This is a genomic window from Verrucomicrobiia bacterium (genome assembly GCA_035946615.1).
In the GTDB taxonomy this organism is placed as follows: Bacteria; Verrucomicrobiota; Verrucomicrobiia; order Limisphaerales; family UBA8199; genus DASYZB01.
This window is the reverse complement of sequence record DASYZB010000063.1, coordinates 1-21,318: the sequence shown is the minus strand read 5'-3', so window position 1 is coordinate 21,318 and position 21,318 is coordinate 1. Positions and strand designations below refer to the sequence as shown.

The window sequence follows — 21,318 nt, the reverse complement described above, 5'->3', positions numbered from 1 at the left end:
CGTAAGGCTGCGGAGGGCGCTCACTGGTAATGCGCTCTGGCCGCTGAAAATAATAGTCGTCATGGCTGCGGCCTCGGCAAAGCGTCAACGCGACCGCAAGACCAGCGCCACGCCTTCCGGCGCGACCGACCCGTTGCTGGTAGTTGAAACGCATCGGCGGCATGTTCGCCATCATCACGGCGAGCAACGAACCAATGTCCACGCCCGCTTCCATCGTTGTCGTAACGCTGAGCAAAACCGAGCTCCTTGGCGAACGCGATAATGGCCGGCAACTCCGTGTATAGCAGTGGCTCACCGCCCGCGAAGTTCACTTTTCTGCTACGCCCGCCCGGCGGCGGGTCGGCACGGCCAATCGCTTCCACGATTCGCCGGAGATAGTCGGATGGAATTCGTGTAGAACCGCACTCTGCAAATTCAGCGTAGCAATACCGGCATCCAAAATTGCAGGTCCGCGTCAGGTGGATATTTATGGTTTCGGGGAGTTCCCGTGATCGAACAAGGGGCGTTGCGCTATTCATACGGGGACATGCTCGCCCCGTGAAATTCACAACCAACGGGTATTTGAAGAATTTGAACGTTCGATTTCCAAAACCGCAACTCGCGTCCCCCGAATCAAATCGAAGCCGATTTCAGCCAGGATCGTGGCTATGGCCGCTGTCCCGAGACGATCATTTTGTGTAAAGATTGCACAAACTGAGCGCGAATTGCTGCCATTCTGACCGGCATGAATCGAAGTGGCATGGTTTCAGCCAAGTTGACGCGGCTGAGGAGGCGTCGCAAAAAGTGTATCACATACACCTCGGCGGGTTCGGTTTCTGTCATTCTGTCCGGCATGACGGCGAATCGGCAACCTGTCTCCGCGAAGGCATTTTACTTCCGACGGAAGATTGTGCCCATTGGGCACACGATTACTGCGCACGTTGGCACACTATTATCGGTCGAGGGGAGGGCTGCGATCGCGTGTCACGCACGCCGAAACGTCCTGAAAACCGGATAGGCTCGCACAGTATGTTCACTGCCGTTGCGCAAAAAAGTCTGGCCGATGCTGAGAAGTATTTCGACGAGCATCTGGAGCAGAACGATTACTACTCGGCAGGCGAAATCCGTCCCGGCCAGTGGATCGGCGCGGGTGCGGACCGGCTGGAATTGAAGCAAAACGTCACCCGCGAACAGTTCCATGCGCTCTGTGAAAATCGAAATCCGCTGGACGATGAACGGCTGACGCAACGGCAGAAAAAGGAGGACAAGCGGCGGGTGTTCTACGACTTCACCTGTTCCGCTCCGAAATCGGTTTCGGTGCTCGCGGTGACGATGGACGATGATCGGTTGGTGTCGGCACATGAAGAGGCGACGCGCATCGCTTTCCGCGAACTCGAAACCTTCGCCGCAACCAGAGTCCGCAAGCAAGGCAGCCAGCGCGACCGCACCACCGGCAATCTGATCGCCGCCGCGTTTACGCACACGAGCAGCCGTGCGCTCGACCCTCTGTTGCATACGCATTTCACGGTGTTCAATGCCGCGTTCGATGAAACGGAACAGTCCTGGAAAGCCCTGCAAGCGGGCGGAATGTATGAGGCCATTCGTTACGGCACGGCAGTCTATCGGAACGAACTGGCGAAGCGGATTCAATCAATTGGCTATCGCACTCGCCCGGCGAAGCATGGTTTTGAAATCGAGGGTGTGAGCGATGAGGTGTTGAAACGATTTTCCAAGCGCTCACAAGAAGTGGAAAAGGCGGTTCGTGAAATAGAACAAAGGTTAGGGCACAAACTTTCCAACAATGCCGTCGCCCTGGCGGTGCATCAGAGCCGGGCTAAGAAGATCAAGGGCATCTCGACAACGGAAGTGCGCGAACAGCAGTTGGCGCAATTACAGCCCGATGAACTGGAGGCGCTGCAAAAACTCTCAACATCGGTTCAACCCGTCAGGCAAGTCCGTAGGTTTGAGCCGGAAAACGAAGCCTTGAATTATGCCGTGGCCCATGTGTTCGAGCGCAAGTCCGTCGTGCCGGAGCATGAACTGTTGAACGTGGCCCTGTCGCAACGCCTGGGTGAAGTGGATTTGCCGACGTTGAAAGCGGCGGTGAAGTATTCGTCGGACCTGGTGAAAACGGAACGTGGATTTTCCACGCGGCAGATTTTGGCAACGGAACTGGATTTGATTCAGACGGTCAACGCGGGCTGCGATGCGGTCGCGCCGTTGCATCCCGGCTACCGGCCTGCCGACTGGCTGGGTGAGGATCAGAAACGGGCGATTTACCATGTCCTGCGCACCAGTGACCGGATCACCGGCCTGCGCGGTCTGGCGGGCAGCGGCAAAACCACGGCGTTGCGCGAGCTGGTCGCCGCCTGCAAGGAAGCCCGCGTTGAACCGCTGTTCTGCGCGCCGACGGCGGCAGCAACCGAGGTTTTGCGCACCGAGGGATTTGCGGCTGTGACACTGCAAAGCCTGCTGCTGACGAAACCGGCGTTGTCCGCCCGTCAGTTGGTGGTGTTGGATGAGGCCGGGGCGGTGGGGATGGATGACATGAAGCGGCTGTTTGACCTGGCGCGGGACGCCCGCATTGTTCTGTCGGGCGACACTGGCCAGCACGCATCGGTCGCGCGTGGCGATGCGCTGCGGATTTTGGAGAACCATTCGGATTTTCAATCCGGCCAATTGACCCGCATCCGGCGGCAACGCAAAGTCGAATATCGCCGGGCCGTTGAACTGGCCGCGCAGAAAAATACCAATGAAGCGTTCGCCCAACTGGAACGCATGGGAGCGGTGACTGAACTTCCCGGTAACCAACTTCACGACTCTGCCGCGCAGTCGTATGTAAAAACGCTGATGCAAAACCAATCCGTGCTGCTGGTCGCGCCGACGTGGAATGAAATAGAAGCGCTGACGGAAAAAGTCCGTGCCGTGTTGAAAATGTCAGGTCGGCTGGCGGGTGACGAAAAGGAATTTCAGGTTTTTGATTCGCTGTCGTGGACGGAAGCGCAGAAGCAAGATGCGCGGCAATATCGTGCCGGCCTAGCGATTCGGTTTCACCGGCAAAAAACTGGTTTTGCCAAAGATGAAACGGTTGCGGTGGTCGCCGTCGAAAATGACGCCTTGAAAATCCAACGCGCGGACGGTTCCGAAAGTATTTTCCTTTTAGGTCAAGGCTCCGCCTATTTCGATGTGGGGGAGAAACGGAAATTGAAAATCGCCGCTGGCGACAAGCTGCTGCTGCAATCGAACTGGCGGAAAAAATTTGTGAACGGTGAGTTGGTGGAAGTAAAAACGATTCAGGGCGATTCCGTGGTGCTGGCCGATGGCCGGGTGATTCCAAAGAATTATCGCACGTTCACGCACGGTTACGCCGTTACGTCACACGCTGCCCAGGGCAAGACGGTAGATGAAGTTTTGCTAGTCGCCTCGTCACGCTCGCTGCCGGCGATCAATCAGCAACAATTTTATGTCGGCATTTCGCGCGGACGCGAGGCGTGCCGCGTGTTCACTGATGATGCCGAGATGTTGCGCTCGCACGTCACTCGTTCCAGCGCGCGGCTGGCGGTGGTGGAAGTGGTTCCACCCGCCCGCCGCCGAAAATTTATCATGGCTGTTTTGCAACGCGGTCATCGCTTCCTGAAACAGTTCCGCCAGCGCCTCGGAGTGCAACAGACCATTTTACCCGACAAGCACAGCCCACAAATGAAAACACCCCGTTATGAACAGCAACGAACTTCCACCCGCCGAATGGGCGTCTAACCCGCGCGACAATCCCTGCCTTGGCAGTGATTCCACTATCGCCGCGCTCGACGTGTTTGCCGACGACGGCATCAGCTATCTGCTGCCTTACGCGCAGTTTTTATATGCGGAAAAAATTTCAAACCCGGCATTGGAAAAGGAGCCGGATGCGCCGCCGGAAAAAATGTTGATCCGCTTTGCATCCGCCAATGTGGTCGTCTTGGGCAGCGGCCTCAAGCGGCTGGAAGCCGAGATTCAGAAATACGAATTGAAATTTGTGAAGTCGGCGGATCGCCGTTTGGCCGCTACGCTGAAAACCCACATTGCCGCCGTCACCGTCACTTTAACCAAGGAAAACGTATGAATCCCGAACGCAAAGAAATTCTCAATCTGATTTCACTGCCTGGACGCATGAACGCCGCCGAAGCTGCTTGGCGTCTCGGTTTTGAACCAGACCACATTCCCATTCTTGTCAGTGCCGGCCAGCTCAAGCCGCTGGGCAATCCACCGCCAGGAGCCGTGAAGTTTTTTCTGACGGCCGAGATTGAGCAAAAGAAAGGTGACGCCAGATGGATGAACAAGGCAACCGAACTCATCCGGCTAAAGGTCAAGGACAAGAACGAGCGCGCCGCAAAAAGTCGGACGCTCAAAGGTTCCGTATCCACAACCAACGGCAACGCAACCAACGGAAACAATTCCCGTGACCGTCATTCCTGAATCAGCGGCGTGCCTCGCGCTTCCATGATATGGAGCGCGGTCGCCGTCAAGGTCGTGCGCTCCGCGCCTCCACCTGTGACCGCGCCCGCTTTGCGCCGTGGGAATTGCTTTTAAGAATCGCGCCGCGCAATTTGCATCGCAGTGGTCATTCCCAACCATCATCGTGATTGCAGTGCGCCGAATGGTGCGGCGGTGGAAATGGGTCGAACGTGTCCGGGGGCGGTGGTGGCGGTCCCGGCAGATGAATAAAAAAGGCTGACCGGACATGAATGGTGGATTTTCCTCCTTTGCGTCGCAATGCCCCGCTCAACCCACACCAACAAAACCAGCAAGAGATAAATGGCTCCAATGAGAAAATAGAGCGCGTGTTCGTGAATGAATCCGTCAAGGTGTTTCAATCCCGACGCTTCCAGTTCAAGCGCTTTTATTTGCCAAGATTGCATGATGGCCTCCTTATGCTGCGACGCTTTGCGTCACGGGTTTGGTGTTTCGATTTCCAACGATGGCTTTCTGTTGTCGTTCGTATTCACTCAACGAAGGCATTTCTACCGGCGCTTTGCGGGAATATGCCCGCGCCATTGCCCGGCTGTTGTGGCCGAGATTCACCTGGGCATACCGTTCGGGATAGCCCGCCGTCTTTGCCCGTTCCGCCCAACCGTAGCGGTAGCTGTGCAATGAGACGCCTTTGATGCCAAGCCCATCGCAGCGTTGTTTGAACTCCGTGGCGCGGTCGCCCGAACGCACGGTTCGCAGATACGGAAACAGCGGGCCGCTTCCCGGCAGGTCGCGCAAGATTTCCTCCATGTCTTCATCCATGCGCATGATGGCAATCGAGCCGGTCTTCCGGCGCGCATAGCTGATGACGTGGTGCTCCCAATCAACGTCCTCGGCGTTCAAGCCGGCCAGATCGGATTGCGATGCGCCCAAGTGCCACGCGAGTTTGTAGAACGCCTTGCGTTCGGGATTTTGTTCGCGGGCGACGATGGCCAGATGTTCGGCCAGCATAATACCGCGCTTCTCTTTGAATTCGACGGCTGGCCACTGACGTTTTGGGATGAGCGGCCACGGCAGCCAGTTCATGTCCACGCAGAAGTTGTGCAAGCGCCGGAGATAAACATTGGTCGAGACGGTCCCCATTTGTAGAACTTTTAAAATCGTCTCGGCCTTCGTTTCGATAATGACCTGCGGCAGCAACATGGCAAATGCCTTGTCCTTGGCGGCGGTTTTCCAACGATGCTGGTTCGCTCCCTGCTTGGTGCCGATCAGTGCCTCAATAGCATTCCGCCAAGTGCGTGTCTTGATGCCGTTGTCACTTCCCGCCAGATACGCCTTAGCGATTTGCAGGTTCAATATCGGCTGGCGTTCAGAGTTGTTCTTGGCTTCGATGATCTGTCTGGCGTCGTCGGCGTTGTTAGTGCCCAAACTGGTGCGTTTGCCAGTTTGAGTATCCACGCAATAATAGGCTCCGCCACGGATTCCACGGCAAATAAGACGGTAACGTGCTTTCATAGTTTTCACGCAACCGCGAGAATAACTCAGGCCGAATCCGAAGCGGTAACCGATAGTCGGCGGATTACGCCGGACTATTCTGGTTTCCTACGGATTGGAAAAATGGTGTCCGTTTTGGTGTCCGTTTGGACTCCCGAACCCCCTAAACCGATGCTGCACACGCAGTTGGAATTGGAGGCGAGGGTCGGAATCGAACCGACGCATAAGGCTTTTGCAGAGCCCTGCCTTACCACTTGGCTACCCCGCCACGGCTGCTTTGCCGAAAATAAATCAGTTTTCCGAGTCCGCAAGCCAATAAGAGAGCCAGTGAGCCAGTGGACTGAAGGAACGAATTCAACGAGGCGCCAGCCAGATGAGCCAGGACGGGGATTCTGCAGCCGGGGGGGTAATGGCGCATTTTCGCTCAAATTCTTCGAGCAATTCCCACCAGAGCCTTTGCGGTTCCTTGGACCATAGCAGCACCCAGAAACCACCTTGCTCGGGTTTGGGGCCGCTGCGCCATTCATATTCCATTCCACCAAACCAGGACAGGTGCTTGAGGAACCGATCGCAGAAGGCCGTCTCGAGCCAGGTAAAATCTTCGGCTTCAGGAGCCCAATCGCCGCTGCGGCGTTGCTGGCATAACACACGCCATTGGACCTGGCCATGGCACAGGTCAACACAGCGTCGCACGAAATCTCTCCCCTCAGCCGCCAGCGCCAGGTGGGAACAGCCGGAGTGGGCGGGGGTTTTGCAAAACGGGCAGTGTCGTTGGTTAATCATGGTCTGAGCGCATCCGGTATCGCGCCAGGGAGCAAATCAGTCAAGAAAAACCGTTTCAGAAATGTAACATTTTGGCCCCGACTTTTGCCCGTATTGATTCAGTTGAACAGAAGCAAACGGAGGAAACGAAAGGGGGAGGGGGATGACTGAGGGGCGGCCAGCTCGGGTCCTAACTAATTACGGCGCAGGGCCTGTTTTAAAAATAGAATTGCCGCCATTCGTCCTCGTCCTCGTGCTCGAAAGACCTGAAAATCGATGACGAAGGAGCAGAACGAGAACGAGGAGGAGCGGGCGCCGTCCATTTTCAAACGCGGTCTCAGGCGCTGGGTCCATGGGGATGCCGATGGAGAAGGCTATGGGGTTTTTCAAGGCCATGGGAAAGCATCAAAGGTTCATCGGAGAGCAAGGGGATGGTGGGGCCTTGGGCGACAACCCGGCCTTCATCGAGGATGACGACCCTCGAGCAGAGGTCCACAACCAGTTCGAGGTCATGTGTGGCGATGATTTTTGCGCCGGGCAGCGATTGCAGCAGGGCCTTAAACTCGCGCCGGCCCCGGGGGTCCAGGTCAGCGGTGGGTTCGTCCAACAGCAGCACGGTGGGTTTGCAGGCCAGCACCCCAGCAAGGCAGACGCGCCGCTTCTCGCCATGGCTCAGCCGTTGTGGTTCGCGGTCTTCAAAGCCGCGCAGGCCGACCTGTTCGAGACAGTAGGTCACGAGGGACCGCAGGATTGCTCCGTTGATTCCAAGCTGCTGGGGGCCAAAGGCGACGTCTTCAAACACGGTGGTCGAGATGAGCTGGTCATCCGGGTCCTGGAAGAGCAATCCCACCTGCTGGCGGATTTTGGTGAGAGATTTGCCGGTTAATGGCTCCCCGCCAATCCAGATTTGAGGCTGGTCGGCGGGGCGTTCGGGCAGCAGGCCATTGAGATGCAAGAGCAGGGTCGATTTGCCGGCGCCGTTGGGGCCGAGCACGGCGATGCACTCGTCTTGAGCGACGGAAAAGCAGAGTTCATGCAGCGCCAGCCGCCCCTGGGGGGGGTAGCGATAGGAGAGATTGCGGATTTCGACAGCGGCGTTCATTTCCAGCCGCGGGCGCACATGGCAAGATAGATGCGCTCGGCCCGATCGATGCTGCGGATAAAGAGGTGGGCGATAATGACACTCAGGCTGCGCCAGGCCAGGCGGCGGCTAGGGGAAAAGGTGCGGCTGGCGCGGGCCCGCTGCATGCGGCGGGATTCATCGGCCAGGACCGGCAAGTAACGGTACATCAGGGCCAGAGTTGTGAGCATCACGGCGGGCAAGCGCAGCCGGCGCAATTCGCGCAGGATTTCCTGAAAGGGAGTGGTCCAGGTCAGCAGCAACATGGTGAAAACGCACAAGTTGCTTTTGACGACGGCGGAAATAAGCGCTGGGAAGGCCTCGGGCCTGAGCAGCGAGAGCAACCCGATACCGAGAATAAAAAACTCCACAAGGACCAATCGCTTCAAGGCATAGCCCAAAGGCATGCGAGAAAAGGGCCAGAGGCACAATAAGAGAGAGGCAGGGAGCAAGTAGGGCGGGCCGACTCGCCTGGGCAGCAGGGCCGTCCCGAGCAGGATGAGCAAAGCGGCAGCTAATTTGAGTCCCGGCGGCACCCGATTCAAAAAGCCGGGCTGGGGCGAGTCAATGTTGTGAACGCGCATCCCTCTTGGAAGCGCCCAGGACCGGCACCAGGAGCCGGGCCAGCGCATAAGCAGCCACAAAGGCGAGCACGGTTCCAATCAGGCCGGCCACGCCGGTGGCGACAGTGGGCGAACCGACGAAGGGCAGGCGATAATCAGCCAGCGGGGCCTCGGCGAGGGCTGGGAGGGCATTGCCTGCGAAGCCGAATCGCGTGGCGACACTCTCGAGTCCATCGGGCCAGGAGCAGGCAAAAGGGGCGACAAAGATGGACAGGCCGAAGGCCACCAACAAGCCATAGCCTAGGAATCCCAGAGGGGTGCCGCTGAGTCTCTGATTTGCCTGTGCCAGGAGCTGAGGCCGGGCGCGCAGGACAGCCAGGGTGATCAGACCCGTGGCCAAGCCTTCCCCAACGCCGATTAACATGTGCACATTGGCCATGGCAGGGAAGGCAATCGACCACGGCACCGTCTTTGAGAGCGCGAGCTGGCCGGCACAGGTGATCGAGGCCAGCACCGTTCCAACCCAGGCTGCAAAAGCAGAGGCAAACACCGTCGCGCGGATTTCTTCGGTGCGGTGGATGAGGCGTTTGGCCAGGCGAAAGGCAAAGTAACCGGCGCATACATTAACAATCCCCATGTTGAAGATGTTGGCCCCGAGGGCCAGCAGGCCGCCATCGGCGAACATGAGGCATTGAACGATGAGGACACAGGTGATCACCAGAACAGCGGCGCTAGGGCCCAGCAGCACGGCTGCCAGCACACCGCCAATCAAATGGCCGGACGTGCCGCCAGGGATGGGAAAGTTCAGCATCTGGGCGGCGAAGATAAAAGCTGCAGCCAAGCCAAGGAGCGGCATTTGGCGTGGTTGGAGAGTAGCGCGCACCTGGCGCACAGCAATGCCCACTCCGGTGGCCGCCACCCCCGTCGAGAGCAGGGCGGTTCGCGCATCCAAAAACCCATCGGGCAAATGCATTGGTTTTAACCTGTTGTTTCCGCTACCAGCCAGCTAACCATAGGCATGGAGCGGCCCCTGCGCAACCGCTAAGATCAGCTCAGCAACAATGACGACGCAATCCGTCCCACCCGCGCCGCGTGAGCCGGCCAGTTACTGGCTGACGCGCTTCATGATACTGCGCCTGCTGGGGTGCGTGTATGCCGTGGCATTCCTGGCCGCAGCGATACAAATCCTGCCTTTGATCGGCTCGAATGGGCTGCTGCCCGTGAACTTATTTTTGGCCCGCGTTCAGAACGGGTTGGGTTCGTCCTTTGCCGGTTTTGTTCGATTGCCATCGTTGTTTTGGTTTGCGCATTTTGATATGGAATTGGAAGCGGCGGCGTGGGTGGGTTTCGGCTTGTCGTGCATTGTGGCTTGCGGTTACGCGAACGCGCTTGTGATGACGCTGCTTTGGGCGCTCTACATGTCCTTCGTCCACATCGGACAGGATTGGTATGGGTACGGCTGGGAAATTCAACTGTTAGAGACCGGGTTTCTGGCGATTTTCCTTTGCCCTCTGTTGGATGGACGCCCATTCCCGAAACGATCACCGCCACGCGTGGTGGTGTGGTTATTTCGCTGGTTGATTTTTCGCATCATGCTTGGAGCGGGGCTTATCAAGCTCCGTGGCGACCGGGTGTGGCGGGACCTCACCGCGCTCTATTATCATTTTGAGACCCAGCCGATCCCCAATCCCCTCAGCCGCTGGTTTGACTTCCTGCCGCGGTGGATGTTAAAGGCAGGGGTCCTGTTCAATTACCTTGCAGAATTGGTGGCGCCATGGTTTGCGTTTTATCCGCGCACGGCCCGCCACATTGCGGGGGTCATCCTGGTCCTGCTTCAGTTGACCCTCATCCTGGGGGGAAATCTTTCATTTCTGAACTGGCTGACCATCGTCCCGGCGCTGGCGTGTTTCGATGATTCATTCTGGCGCAAGCTCCTGCCCCGATGGCTGGGGGACCGGGCGTCCAAAGCCGCTGCTGCGGCCCAGTCGAGCCGGGCGATGGAACGCGCCGGATGGGCGGTGGCGGTAATGGTTGGACTGCTGAGCATCCAACCGGTCGTCAATCTGATTTCCCCGAGCCAGATCATGAACACCTCTTTCGATGCGCTGGACCTGGTCAGCACCTATGGCGCTTTCGGCAGCGTGGGGCGCGAGCGCTTGAACGTGGTCTTTGAAGGGACCGCTGCCTCGACGCCGGATGGGCGAGCGGTTTGGAAGGCATACCCTTACCAGGCGCTGCCGGTGGCCCTCGACCGCAGGCCCCGGCAAATTGCCCCTTACCAACCGCGATTGGATTGGCAAATGTGGTTTGCCGCCATGGGCACACCCGAGGAGTATCCCTGGACGTTGCATCTGGTCTGGAAGCTTTTGCACAACGACCCGGGGGCGCTGAGTCTTTTAGGCGGAAACCCGTTCCCGGAAAGGCCGCCGCATTACATCCGTGCCGTGTTGTACCGCTACGCGTTTGCCCCACCCGGAAACCCGCAAGGGGCATGGTGGACACGCCAGGAACTCGGTCTGTGGCTGCCGCCCTTATCGGCTGAGGACCCGCGGCTGCTTGGTTTTTTGCAGCAGGCGGGCTGGCTTGACCAGCGGGGCTTGCCTTAATGGGTTACTCGTGGAAGACTGACTGGCTCGATTTGACGGGCTTTTTGGCCAAGAGATTGTACCTTATGCTGGAAACAATGGAAAAACGGGTCACGAAGGAAACCGAGCCGCACCTGGAGAAATTCGCGCGATTTGAAGGCGAGGCCAGGCAGCCGGCTTGGGTTTTCCCTTTGCGCAAGGCCGGGATTACCCGATTCGCGGACACGGGGTTTCCGACTCTCAAAGACGAGGATTGGCGGTTTACCAATGTCGCCCCGATTGCCAAACTGCCGTTTCACCCGATTTTGGAGGCGGGCCATGTCGAATTGACGCGCGCGGAGGTTTCGAAAGCTGTTTTTGGCGGGCTGGACGCCATCCGCCTGGTTTTTATCAACGGCCACTTTGCCGCCGGGCTTTCGGATTTGCGCTCGGCGCCGGAAGGTCTAACGGTCAAAAGCCTGGCATCCGCTCTAACCGAAGATTCGGCTCTTTTGCAGAGACACCTCGGCGCCCAAACCTCAGGAGACGAGAATGCCTTTGGCGCATTGAATACGGCCTTTTTACAGGACGGCGCATTTATCCGAGTTGCAGCCGGACACCAGATAGAAACGCCCATTCACCTGCAGTTTGTGTCGAGCAGCCGGGAAGCCGGGGCAACGGCCCATCCGCGCAATTTGATACTGGCCGAGAAAGGCGGCCGCGCGACGGTTATCGAGAGCTATGTGAGCACGGTGAACTCGCCTTATTTCACCAACGCGGTAACCGAGCTGGTGCTTGAGGAAGGCGCCGCGCTCGAGCATTGCAAGCTCCAGGACGAGAGTTCGAGCGCATTCCATATAGCGGCGATTTATGCCCATTTGGGCCGGAGTTCCAACCTCATCTCGCACTCGATTGCGCTCGGGGCAAAACTCTCGCGCAATCATATTCGCGCCCGCCTCGCAGGCGAAGGGGTCGAATGCGTTCTGAACGGGCTATATCTCACCCGGGACGAACAATTGGCCGACCACCACATGGTCGTCGAGCATGCTCAGCCGCATTGCAACAGCCACGAATACTACAATGGGATTCTCGATGGCCGCTCGAAGGGGGTCTTTCACGGGCGCATTTTGGTCCGGCAACCGGCCCAGAAGACCGACGCCAAGCAAACCAACAAGAACCTGCTGCTGTCGGAAGAGGCGACGGTGGATACCAAACCGCAGTTGGAGATTTACGCCGATGATGTCAAGTGCACTCATGGCGCGACGGTGGGGCAGTTGAATGAAGAATCGGTGTTTTACCTGCGGGCTCGAGGGATTGGAGTCGAAACGGCGCGGCACATGTTGATCCACGCTTTTGCGGGAGAGATAATTGAGCGCGTCCGGTTAGAAGCCGCCCGCCAGGAACTCGATGGGATAGTCTGGGAGCGGCTCGAAGCCACTCCGCACGTGGTCGCGCCAGCTAAATGAATGCAGCCTCCATGTCCGACGACCTTTCCGAGCTGTACCAGGAGGTCATCCTCGATCACTGCAAGCACCCGAGGAACTTCCATGAATTGCCCGCCGCCACCTGTTCGGCCCAGGGCCACAACCCCTTGTGCGGTGATCAACTCAAGCTGTTCCTCACGATGGATGGCGAGCGCATCAAGGACATCAGTTTTCTAGGCGCGGGCTGCTGTATTTCGAAGGCCTCGGCTTCGCTGTTAACCGAGAGTGTCAAAGGCAAAACCAAAGGGGATGTGGAAAGCATGTTCCAACAGGTGCACGAGTTGGTCACAACAGGACACATTGAGGGGGACGTTGGCAAACTGGCGGTCTTCGCCGGTGTCTATAAATTCCCTGCGCGGGTCAAGTGCGCCATTCTTTCCTGGCACGCTGTAATGGCGGCGCTCAAGGGTCAATGGACAGTCAGCACCGAAACCGAGCAAATGTGAGCGCCTCTTTTGGGGCGCAGCTCATCGCATGGCTCGTCCGATTGCGTTCCACCAAAGGTCGTGCAACTCAGCTACAGGCCAGCTCAATTCACCCCCGGAAGTCTTGATTGAGAGATGGTCCCCGCCCACTGTGCCGATGCGCATAGCCGGGATTCCGAGCAATTTTGCCCGCTCGACTACCTTCACCGCGTCAGAGGGGGCGGTCGAGACGATGATGCGCGCTTGGGTCTCACCGAAGAGGAGCGCATCTAATCGGATGGGTGGTTTGCTGGCGGCAGGATGTTCTTCCTGCTGGGCTGCGCCGGACGTTTGCTTTTGTTCTTCTGCCTTGGGCTCCGGTGAAATGCCCAGTTCAATCTGCGCTCCCACGAGGGGGGCGGTATCGCGGGCGGTCTGCCGGCTGATGCAGCCTTCGGCCAGCGCCACCGCCAGGCCGCCTTCGCTGCAATCATGAGCGCTTTTGATCGAGCCGGAATAAATCAGTGCGCGCAACCCCAGGTTTAGGTCCTTTTCGGCTTCGAGATTGCAGCGGGGCGGGGTGCCCGTCTTTAAGCCGTGAATCACCTGCAGGTAAGCCGAGCCGCCCAAGCCCTGCAACGCATCGGCCTCGTCCACAGCAACCCCCAGCAGAATGATTGCGTCCCCTTCATCTTTGAACCATTGGGTCGTAATATGTTCGGCTTTCTCGATCAAGCCGGCCATGGCCACGGTGGGGGTCGGATCGATTGGGCCGTTCGGGCTCTGATTATAAAGACTCACGTTGCCGCCCGTCACCGGGACATTAAAAGCGCGGCAGCCCTCGCTCAAGCCGCGGACGGCCTCGCGCAGTTGCCAAAAGATTTCCGGGTTGAACGGGTTTCCGAAGTTAAGGTTGTCGGTCACCCCGAGCGGGGCGGCGCCAGAGCAGGCCAGGTTTCGGGCCGCTTCAGCCACGGCGCATTTGGCGCCCTCGAACGGGTCAAGATAAACGTAAGTGGCGTTGCAATCGACTGTCAGCGCAATCAATTTGGTTGGGAAATCGGTTTGCGAACCATTTGGGCTGGTTGAACCCGGGAGCGCCAGGGCGCCGACGGGTTCTCCGGCAGAGGCGATGAAAGGGGGGCGTTGTGCATCAACTTGGGCCGCTGGATGGCCGTTGGTTTGGGGCAATGAATCCTCTTTGATGCGGAGCACAGCGGCATCCGAGCCTGGGCAAACCACCGTGCCGTCGCGGACCATGTGGTCGTATTGCCGGTACACCCAATTTTTTGAGGCGATGGTGGGCCAGGAGAGAAGGCTCTTGAGCGCGCCGGTTGCATCCTGCGTATCGGCGCACCCCGCCAGAGTAAAGGCGCGCACGGCCTCGAGATACGCAGGCTCACGCGCCTCCCGCTGATAGACCGGAGCTTCATCGGCCAGTTTTCTGGCCGGAATATCCGCCACAACCTGCCCGTTGTTGCGGACCTCCATCCGGCCCGTATCGGTCACCTGCCCGATTTCGGCCCAGGGCAAATCCCATTTATCGAAAATCCGTTTCACCTCGTCCTCGCGGCCCTTCTGAACGATGATGAGCATGCGCTCCTGGGATTCGCTGAGCATGATTTCATAGGGCGTCATATTCGGGGCGCGCTGGGGGACCTTGGCCAGGTCAATCTCGATCCCCGTCCCCGCCCGCGAAGCCGTCTCGCAGGTCGAGCAGGTCAGCCCCGCTGCGCCCATATCCTGAATGCCGGCGACAGCCCCGGTGGCCAGAAGTTCGAGGCAGGCCTCGCAAACGAGCTTCTCCATGAAAGGGTCGCCTACCTGGACCGCCCCGCGTTGTTGCTCGGCGGATTCCTGGGTCAAATCTTGCGAGGCAAACGCCGCCCCGGCCAGCCCGTCCCGGCCCGTGGCAGGCCCGACATAGAAAACGGGATTGCCCACCCCGCTGGCGCGGCCTCGAACGATCTGGTCGTGGCGCAGAACACCCAGGCAAAAGGCGTTCACCAGCGGGTTGCCCTCGTAAGACGGATCAAAATAAACTTCGCCGGCAACGGTCGGAATCCCGAAACAATTGCCATAATGCGCAATGCCGCCCACCACGCCGCTGAACAGCCGCCGGTTATTGGCCAGTTGAGGGCCGGGTTCCGTCGAAGGAGGTTGATTGGGGGCATTCGCAGGGGTTGGCAAGGGAGTGATGGGGCCGAAGCGCAGCGAGTTAATCGAGCAGACAGGCCGAGCGCCCATGGTGAAGATGTCGCGGATGATGCCGCCGACGCCGGTCGCTGCACCCTGGAAAGGCTCGACGGCGCTGGGATGGTTGTGCGACTCGATCTTGAACGCGATGGCCAGACCGTCCCCAATATCAATAATCCCGGCATTCTCCTCGCCGGCTCCGACCAGAATCCTTGGCGATTTGGTTGGAAAGGTCTTCAAGAGGGGCCGGCTGTTCTTATACGAGCAGTGCTCGCTCCACATGACCGAGAAAATCCCCAGCTCGGTATAGGTCGGCTCGCGCCCGAGCACTTCTTTGAGCCGGGCGTATTCGTCCACCGTGAGGTTGTGCTTAAGAACCGCCTCGGGCGTAACGGCTGGGTCTGTCATTTCTAAAATCAGCTTAGGGTTTTTGGAACAAGGCCCGATTGCACAACCGCCGCAACAGGACGCAAAGAACTCAAAGGCAGTATCTATCCTGTTTCTTCCTTCACCGGTCAAGCCTGGTTTAAGCGTTCACAGTAAAACCGCAGGGCTAATGACAGAGTCGAAGCAACGAGCCGCCATTCCTGAGTGTAGGAGACGACGTAAGGAGTCGAGTCTCTGATCAGCAACTTCCGGGTGAACCAAAGGCGGCCAGCCGACAATCTTGATCAGAGACCCCTTACATCGTCTCCTACAAAAGTTTGGAACTGACCTTATCATTGGCCCTGAGAAAAACCGGTGCGAATCAGGAAAAAATGTGTGCGGCCAGGGAATGTCAATTCACAGCATGTCCGGTTATAAAATTAGGTAACATTAGTTGGAGTTACCTGAGAAGGCGCTGGATTTCCTGCAGCCCGGGAGATTGCGGCCCCGGAAGCGAGCGCCTTCAGAGTCAGCCGACAAGGAGATGCTCGATTGGTGAGCGTAACTTATCGACCCTATTTTTTACGGGATAAGTTTAGATTTCTTGACCCGGCTTTGAAAGGCATTAGATTCATTGGAACGCGACGCCCGGGACCTGCTTCCGGCATGGTCGGGTGGCACGCCATGAACATGATTGCGCATCTATTTAAATCCTCACTGGGCAAGAAGTACATCATGGCGATCACAGGCTTTTTCATGTTCCTGTTCGTGATTGCGCATTTGGTTGGGAATTTGCAGATATTCCTGGGGCCGGAAGTGATCAACCGCTACGGGAACTTCCTTCAAACGAATCTCGAACTGGTTTGGCCGGCCCGCTTGATTCTACTGACTTTCCTGGTCTTGCACATTTGGTCGGCGTCGAAACTTTCTATCGAGAACAAGGCAGCGCGCCCCGAAGGCTATGCCGTCTATCAACCCATTGGCTCAGCCTACGCATCCAGGACGATGTTCATGAGCGGCATAATTGCCTTTTTCTTTATCGTTTATCATCTGCTTCATTACACAGCCGAGGTGAAGTACGTGAACCTGACGGGGCAAAATTTTGCCACCTTCATCGACGCTCAGGGGCGCCATGATATTTTCCGGATGATGGTGGTTGGCTTTAACAACGGCTGGGTCTGCGCGTTTTACATTGTGGGAGTGGGGCTGTTGTGCCTGCACTTGAGCCACGGCGCCAGCAGCATGTTCCAGTCGATGGGCTGGAATAGCGATGCCTATCGCCCATTCCTGGCCAATGCTGGCCGCATTCTGGCCCTGCTCATCTTTATTGGTTACGCCTCCATTCCCTTGTCCATCCTCTGCGGGTATGGAAGGCAGCATCTCAACCTGCCATGAACCTCGACGGCAAAATCCCTTCCGGCCCGCTCGCGCAAAAGTGGGACAAGCACAAGTTCGACCTGAAACTGGTCAACCCCGCCAACAAACGCAAATTCGACATCATCGTGGTGGGCACGGGGCTGGCCGGGGCTTCCGCGGCGGCGAGTCTCGCGGAGCTGGGTTACCAGGTGAAGTGCTTTTGCTTCCAGGACAGCCCGCGGCGGGCCCACAGCATTGCCGCCCAGGGAGGCATCAACGCTGCAAAGAACTACGCCAACGACAGCGACAGCGTCTATCGGCTCTTTTACGACACGATAAAGGGCGGTGATTTTCGCTCGCGCGAGGCCAACGTCTATCGGTTGGCCCAGGTGAGCGTGAACATTATCGACCAATGCGTTGCCCAGGGGGTGCCTTTCGCTCGCGAATACGGCGGGTTGCTGACCAACCGCTCGTTTGGCGGGGCGCAGGTATCGCGGACCTTTTATGCCCGTGGCCAGACGGGCCAGCAATTGCTCCTGGGTGCTTACCAGGCCCTTTGCCGGCAGATCGGGCTTGGGACAGTGAAGATGTTTCCGCGGACCGAGATGCTGGATTTGGTGGTGATTAATGGGCACGCCAAGGGGATTGTCGCGCGCGACCTGATCACTGGGGAAATTTCATCGCATGCCGGGGATGCCGTAGTGCTGGCCACGGGCGGTTATGGGAATGTCTTTTTTCTCTCGACCAACGCGAAAGGCTGCAATGTCACGGCCAACTGGAGGGCGTGCAAGAAGGGGGCGTTCTTTGCAAACCCATGTTACACCCAGATTCATCCCACTTGCATTCCCGTGAGCGGCGAGCACCAGTCCAAGCTGACCCTGATGTCTGAGTCACTCCGCAACGATGGACGCGTTTGGGTGCCCAAGCGAAAGGAAGACCGCGCCAAGCCGCCTGGCGCCATCCCTGAACAGGACCGCGATTATTACTTGGAACGCAAATACCCCAGTTTCGGCAACCTGGCGCCGAGGGACATCTCTTCGCGGGCGGCCAAAGAAGTGTGTGATGAAGGCCGGGGCGTGGGTCCGGGTGGGCTGGGGGTTTACCTGGATTTTGCCGATGCCATTCGGCGGCTGGGGGCGCCGGTCATCCGCGAGCGCTACGGGAACCTGTTCGACATGTACGAAAAGATAACCGGTGAAAATGCCTATGATGTCCCGATGCGCATATTCCCGGCGGTCCATTACGCGATGGGCGGTCTGTGGGTCGATTATGATCTGATGAGCAATTTGCCCGGCCTGTTTGTGTTGGGAGAGGCGAATTTCTCCGATCACGGGGCCAATCGCCTCGGGGCCAGCGCCCTGATGCAAGGACTGGCTGACGGCTATTTCGTCCTGCCATACACAATTGGGAATTATTTCGTCACCTCCAAGCAACCCAAACCTGCGACCAGCCATCCGGAATTCAAAAAGGCTGAGGAAGGCGCTCAGGGGCTGACCCGCAGATTGCTCTCGATTAAAGGCAAGCGTTCCCCCACATCGTTGCACCGGGAGCTGGGCCGGCTGCTGTGGGAAAAATGCGGCATGGCGCGCAATGAAGCCGGATTGAAAGAGGCCCTCAAGCGCATCCCGGAATTGCGGGCCGAATTCTGGTCGAACGTGAATGTGACCGGCGAGAACGGGGAGTTAAACCAGAGCCTCGAATATGCCGGGCGCGTGGCGGATTTTATGGAATTCGCCGAACTGCTCTGCCTCGACGCGCTGCACCGGCGCGAATCCTGCGGCGGGCATTTCCGCCAGGAGTTCCAGACCCCTGACGGCGAGGCGCTGCGTGATGACGAGCATTTCGCTTACGTCGCGGCCTGGGAACATCAAGGACCGGACAAGCCGCCTTTGCTCCATAAGGAACCGCTCGCCTATGAAGAAGCCCACATGAGCACCCGGAGCTATAAATGAACCTGACGTTACGAATTTGGCGGCAAAAAAATGGCCAGGCGCTGGGCCGATTCGAGACCTATCAGGCCAAGGATGTCCTGGAGGACATGTCATTCCTGGAAATGCTCGATGTGGTCAACGAGGGTTTGATCGAGTCGGGCCAGGAGCCAATCGCATTTGATTCGGATTGCCGCGAAGGCATCTGCGGGATGTGTTCGCTGGTCATCAACGGCGTCCCTCACGGGGGACATAAGGGCACCGCCACCTGCCAGTTGCACATGCGCCACTTCAAAGACGGGCAGACCATCACCATCGAGCCCTGGCGCGCCAAGGCCTTTCCCGTCATCAAAGACCTCGTCACCAACCGCCGCGCCCTGGACCGAATCATCCAGGCCGGCGGCTTTGTGTCCGTCAGCACGGGGGGCACCCCGGATGCCAATGCGATTCCCGTCGCCAAGAACACAGCCGACCGCTCGATGGATGCGGCTGCCTGCATCGGCTGCGGGGCCTGTGTGGCGGTTTGCAAGAACGCTTCGGCGATGCTCTTCGTGGCTGCCAAGGTTTCTCATTTGAATCTGCTGCCCCAGGGAAAAGCCGAGAAAGACCGGCGCGCCCTCAACATGGTCCGGCAAATGGATGCCGAGGGATTTGGCAATTGCACCGTGACGGGTTCGTGCGAAGCGGTTTGCCCGAAGGAAATCAGCTTGAGCTTTATTGCGAAGCTCAACCGGGATTACGGCATCGCCACTCTGAAGGGGAAGTAAAAACGCGGGTCCGCCGGTCGATCAGCCGCAAGAGAACGCAAAGAACGCAAAGATTAACCCTGTGAACGGACTGGGTTCCTCCGTTTGAACTGTTTCAACGCTCATTTTTTCCAACATTGCTGCGCCCTCTACGGGCGCACCCCATTTCACCCCAGTTGCATCCCGGCCAATTTCGCCCAATTTAAACTGGAATTGTGTTCGCTGCCTGGGGATGGAAAAGCTTGTCGCTTGCCAGACTTGCGGTTTGGTCCAGCGGGTGCAGCCGGTGCCGGACGGTTCGGTTGCCCGCTGCGCGCGCTGCAACTTTGTTTTGGTCCATCGCCGGCGGTATAGCCGGATGCGCACGCTGGTTTTTTCGCTGGCGGCGCTGCTGCTTTATTTCCCATCGAATTTTTATCCGCTGATTACCGCGGAGTATCACGGGATGCATTCCCAAACAACCATCTTCCAGGCCATCCGTTCCCTGTTCAGCTATCAGGAGTATGGGATAGGGACGCTGGTCTTCTTTACGAGCATTTTATCGCCGGCCCTGAAGATTCTGGGCCTGCTGTTCATCTGTGTGACGCTGGATTGGCAGCGGTGGAAAAAGGCGCGGACGTGGATTTACCAGGTCATCCGGATCATCGATCCGTGGAACATGCTCGAGGTGTTTCTCCTCGCGATAGCGGTGTCGATGATCGAGATGGGCCGGGTCGCTACGGTGCATCCGGGCCGGGGCGTGTTCTCCTTCACTGCGGTGGTGGCGTTGACCCTGCTGGCGACCCTGAGTTTCGACCCGCGGTTGCTTTGGGACACACCGGAGGAGAAGAGGCGCTATGAATAAAACCCACGACAGAGCGGGCGAGGTCGAGAGCGTGCCGGAAGCGAAGGTGAAGAAGAGCCGCTCTGTTTGGCTGCTCTGGCTTATTCCGCTGGGGGCGGCGGCTTTGTGCGTGTGGTTTGTTTACCACGATTTCATCGCTTCGGGTCCGCTCATTACCATCTATTTTCAAAGTGCGGAAGGCCTTGAAGCGGGGAATACGCCGGTCAAATTTCGCGGAGCTGAGGTGGGTGAGGTGAATACCATCGAGCTGAGGAAAGGCGATGCGCAGGTAAAAGTCACAGCCCGGCTGGTGACCTCGGCAAAAGACCTGGCCCGCGCGGGCGCAATCTTCTGGATCGTTCGCCCCGAGGTAAAGCTCGGCTCGATCAGCGGCCTGCGCACGATCATTTCGGGTGAATACATCACCGTGCAACCCGGAACCGGCGCTCCAACCAATACGTTTGTCGCTTCGGAGAAAGCGCCTGTCCCGCCCGAACCTCAAGCACTGCGCATTACGCTGGTGTCGCCTGATTTGGACTCGGTGCGCGAGCAGACGCCGGTTTTCTATCGCGGCATCCAGGTCGGCGAGGTCCTGGGCTATCAACTCGGCGACACGGGCGATGAAGTAGTCATCCGGGCCCGGATTCGGCCCGAATATGCGCCGCTGGTCCGGCTCAATTCCAAGTTCTGGAATGCAGGCGGGATTAATGTGCATTTCGGTTTGCTGCGTGGCGCCGAGATCAGCGCCGAATCGCCCCAGACGCTGCTGAGCGGGGGAATCGAATTTGCCACTCCGCCCGAGGTTCAGAGGCAGGCACCCAACGGCACCACGTTTGTATTGTATGAAAAGCCGGAGGATATTTGGAAACGCTGGGCGCCAAACATCCCGCTCAAACTCCCCGCCCAAGCGCCGCCCACCGTAACGCCGACTCAGTTCAAATAGACTACTAGCGAGGCAGAGCCTCAGACCGACGAGATGTAGTTAAAGTTCGAATGGTTCCGGTCGGTGCAGGCGCGACACCCGGAGGTGCCGGCATTTTAGCCTCAACAAGGAGGCGGTTTCTCCGTATAGGAGTAACAAACGCCC

At 58.2% G+C, this 21,318-nt stretch carries 18 protein-coding genes and 1 tRNA gene; 11 read left to right on the top strand and 8 right to left on the bottom strand.

Annotated elements, in window-relative coordinates; translation table 11 throughout:
- The coding region (locus VG146_10010; protein HEV2392683.1) for a helicase-related protein at window positions 1-235 on the bottom strand (235 nt) is incomplete at its 3' end.
- 773 nt (window positions 236-1,008) lie between these two features.
- Between VG146_10010 and mobF the strand changes: the two genes are divergently transcribed.
- Genes mobF through VG146_09995 form a run of 3 tightly spaced genes read left to right on the top strand, consistent with a single transcriptional unit; the run spans window position 1,009 to window position 4,431 of the window.
- Window positions 1,009-3,735 (top strand): MobF family relaxase, encoded by a 2,727-nt coding sequence (mobF, locus tag VG146_10005; protein ID HEV2392682.1) that lies wholly within the window; start codon window positions 1,009-1,011, stop codon window positions 3,733-3,735.
- On the top strand, window positions 3,695-4,078 hold the full coding sequence (locus tag VG146_10000) for a hypothetical protein (GenBank protein ID HEV2392681.1): 384 nt from the start codon (window positions 3,695-3,697) through the stop codon (window positions 4,076-4,078). The genes mobF and VG146_10000 overlap by 41 nt, the downstream gene beginning before the upstream one ends.
- A complete protein-coding gene (locus VG146_09995; GenBank protein ID HEV2392680.1) occupies window positions 4,075-4,431 on the top strand; it encodes a hypothetical protein in 357 nt (118 codons plus the stop codon). Before VG146_10000 ends, VG146_09995 begins: the two co-directional genes overlap by 4 nt.
- A gap of 453 nt (window positions 4,432-4,884) precedes the next feature.
- On the opposite strand, the gene VG146_09990 is transcribed toward VG146_09995, so the two are convergent.
- The 6 genes from VG146_09990 to VG146_09965 all read right to left on the bottom strand — a co-directional run bounded on the left by VG146_09990 (window position 4,885) and on the right by VG146_09965 (window position 9,337).
- Window positions 4,885-5,853: a tyrosine-type recombinase/integrase gene (locus VG146_09990; GenBank protein ID HEV2392679.1), complete on the bottom strand. Its 969-nt coding sequence runs from the start codon at window positions 5,851-5,853 to the stop codon at window positions 4,885-4,887.
- Between the two features lie 259 nt (window positions 5,854-6,112).
- Window positions 6,113-6,187 (bottom strand) — tRNA-Cys (locus VG146_09985).
- A gap of 86 nt (window positions 6,188-6,273) precedes the next feature.
- Window positions 6,274-6,702: a hypothetical protein gene (locus VG146_09980; protein ID HEV2392678.1), complete on the bottom strand. Its 429-nt coding sequence runs from the start codon at window positions 6,700-6,702 to the stop codon at window positions 6,274-6,276.
- 316 nt (window positions 6,703-7,018) lie between these two features.
- The gene (locus VG146_09975; GenBank protein HEV2392677.1) at window positions 7,019-7,783 is read right to left on the bottom strand and encodes an ABC transporter ATP-binding protein; all 765 of its coding nucleotides are present in this window, start codon (window positions 7,781-7,783) and stop codon (window positions 7,019-7,021) included.
- On the bottom strand, window positions 7,780-8,385 hold the full coding sequence (locus VG146_09970) for a CbiQ family ECF transporter T component (GenBank protein ID HEV2392676.1): 606 nt from the start codon (window positions 8,383-8,385) through the stop codon (window positions 7,780-7,782). Before VG146_09970 ends, VG146_09975 begins: the two co-directional genes overlap by 4 nt.
- Window positions 8,366-9,337: an energy-coupling factor ABC transporter permease gene (locus VG146_09965; protein ID HEV2392675.1), complete on the bottom strand. Its 972-nt coding sequence runs from the start codon at window positions 9,335-9,337 to the stop codon at window positions 8,366-8,368. The genes VG146_09970 and VG146_09965 overlap by 20 nt, the downstream gene beginning before the upstream one ends.
- A gap of 88 nt (window positions 9,338-9,425) precedes the next feature.
- On the opposite strand from VG146_09965, the gene VG146_09960 reads away from it, so the two are divergent.
- The 3 genes from VG146_09960 to VG146_09950 all read left to right on the top strand — a co-directional run bounded on the left by VG146_09960 (window position 9,426) and on the right by VG146_09950 (window position 12,858).
- The gene (locus VG146_09960; protein ID HEV2392674.1) at window positions 9,426-10,970 is read left to right on the top strand and encodes a lipase maturation factor family protein; all 1,545 of its coding nucleotides are present in this window, start codon (window positions 9,426-9,428) and stop codon (window positions 10,968-10,970) included.
- 77 nt (window positions 10,971-11,047) lie between these two features.
- Entirely contained in the window at window positions 11,048-12,394 is a 1,347-nt protein-coding gene (gene sufD / locus VG146_09955) for a Fe-S cluster assembly protein SufD (protein HEV2392673.1), read from the top strand.
- Window positions 12,395-12,405: 11 nt separating this feature from the next.
- Window positions 12,406-12,858 carry an SUF system NifU family Fe-S cluster assembly protein gene (locus VG146_09950; GenBank protein HEV2392672.1) on the top strand — a complete coding sequence of 151 codons (453 nt, stop codon included), beginning with the start codon at window positions 12,406-12,408 and terminating at the stop codon, window positions 12,856-12,858.
- A gap of 21 nt (window positions 12,859-12,879) precedes the next feature.
- On the opposite strand, the gene purL is transcribed toward VG146_09950, so the two are convergent.
- Window positions 12,880-15,420, bottom strand: coding sequence for a phosphoribosylformylglycinamidine synthase subunit PurL (gene purL / locus VG146_09945; GenBank protein HEV2392671.1), 2,541 nt, complete (start codon window positions 15,418-15,420; stop codon window positions 12,880-12,882).
- Window positions 15,421-16,062: 642 nt separating this feature from the next.
- Between purL and VG146_09940 the strand changes: the two genes are divergently transcribed.
- The 5 genes from VG146_09940 to VG146_09920 all read left to right on the top strand — a co-directional run bounded on the left by VG146_09940 (window position 16,063) and on the right by VG146_09920 (window position 21,174).
- Window positions 16,063-16,773 carry a succinate dehydrogenase cytochrome b subunit gene (locus VG146_09940; GenBank protein HEV2392670.1) on the top strand — a complete coding sequence of 237 codons (711 nt, stop codon included), beginning with the start codon at window positions 16,063-16,065 and terminating at the stop codon, window positions 16,771-16,773.
- On the top strand, window positions 16,770-18,686 hold the full coding sequence (locus VG146_09935) for a fumarate reductase/succinate dehydrogenase flavoprotein subunit (protein HEV2392669.1): 1,917 nt from the start codon (window positions 16,770-16,772) through the stop codon (window positions 18,684-18,686). Before VG146_09940 ends, VG146_09935 begins: the two co-directional genes overlap by 4 nt.
- Window positions 18,683-19,429, top strand: a complete 747-nt coding sequence (locus VG146_09930) for a succinate dehydrogenase/fumarate reductase iron-sulfur subunit (protein ID HEV2392668.1) — start codon at window positions 18,683-18,685, stop codon at window positions 19,427-19,429. Before VG146_09935 ends, VG146_09930 begins: the two co-directional genes overlap by 4 nt.
- Before the next feature lie 211 nt (window positions 19,430-19,640).
- Window positions 19,641-20,252, top strand: a complete 612-nt coding sequence (locus VG146_09925; GenBank protein HEV2392667.1) for a paraquat-inducible protein A — start codon at window positions 19,641-19,643, stop codon at window positions 20,250-20,252.
- Window positions 20,245-21,174 carry an MlaD family protein gene (locus VG146_09920; GenBank protein ID HEV2392666.1) on the top strand — a complete coding sequence of 310 codons (930 nt, stop codon included), beginning with the start codon at window positions 20,245-20,247 and terminating at the stop codon, window positions 21,172-21,174. The genes VG146_09925 and VG146_09920 overlap by 8 nt, the downstream gene beginning before the upstream one ends.
- The last annotated feature ends 144 nt before the right edge of the window (window positions 21,175-21,318 follow it).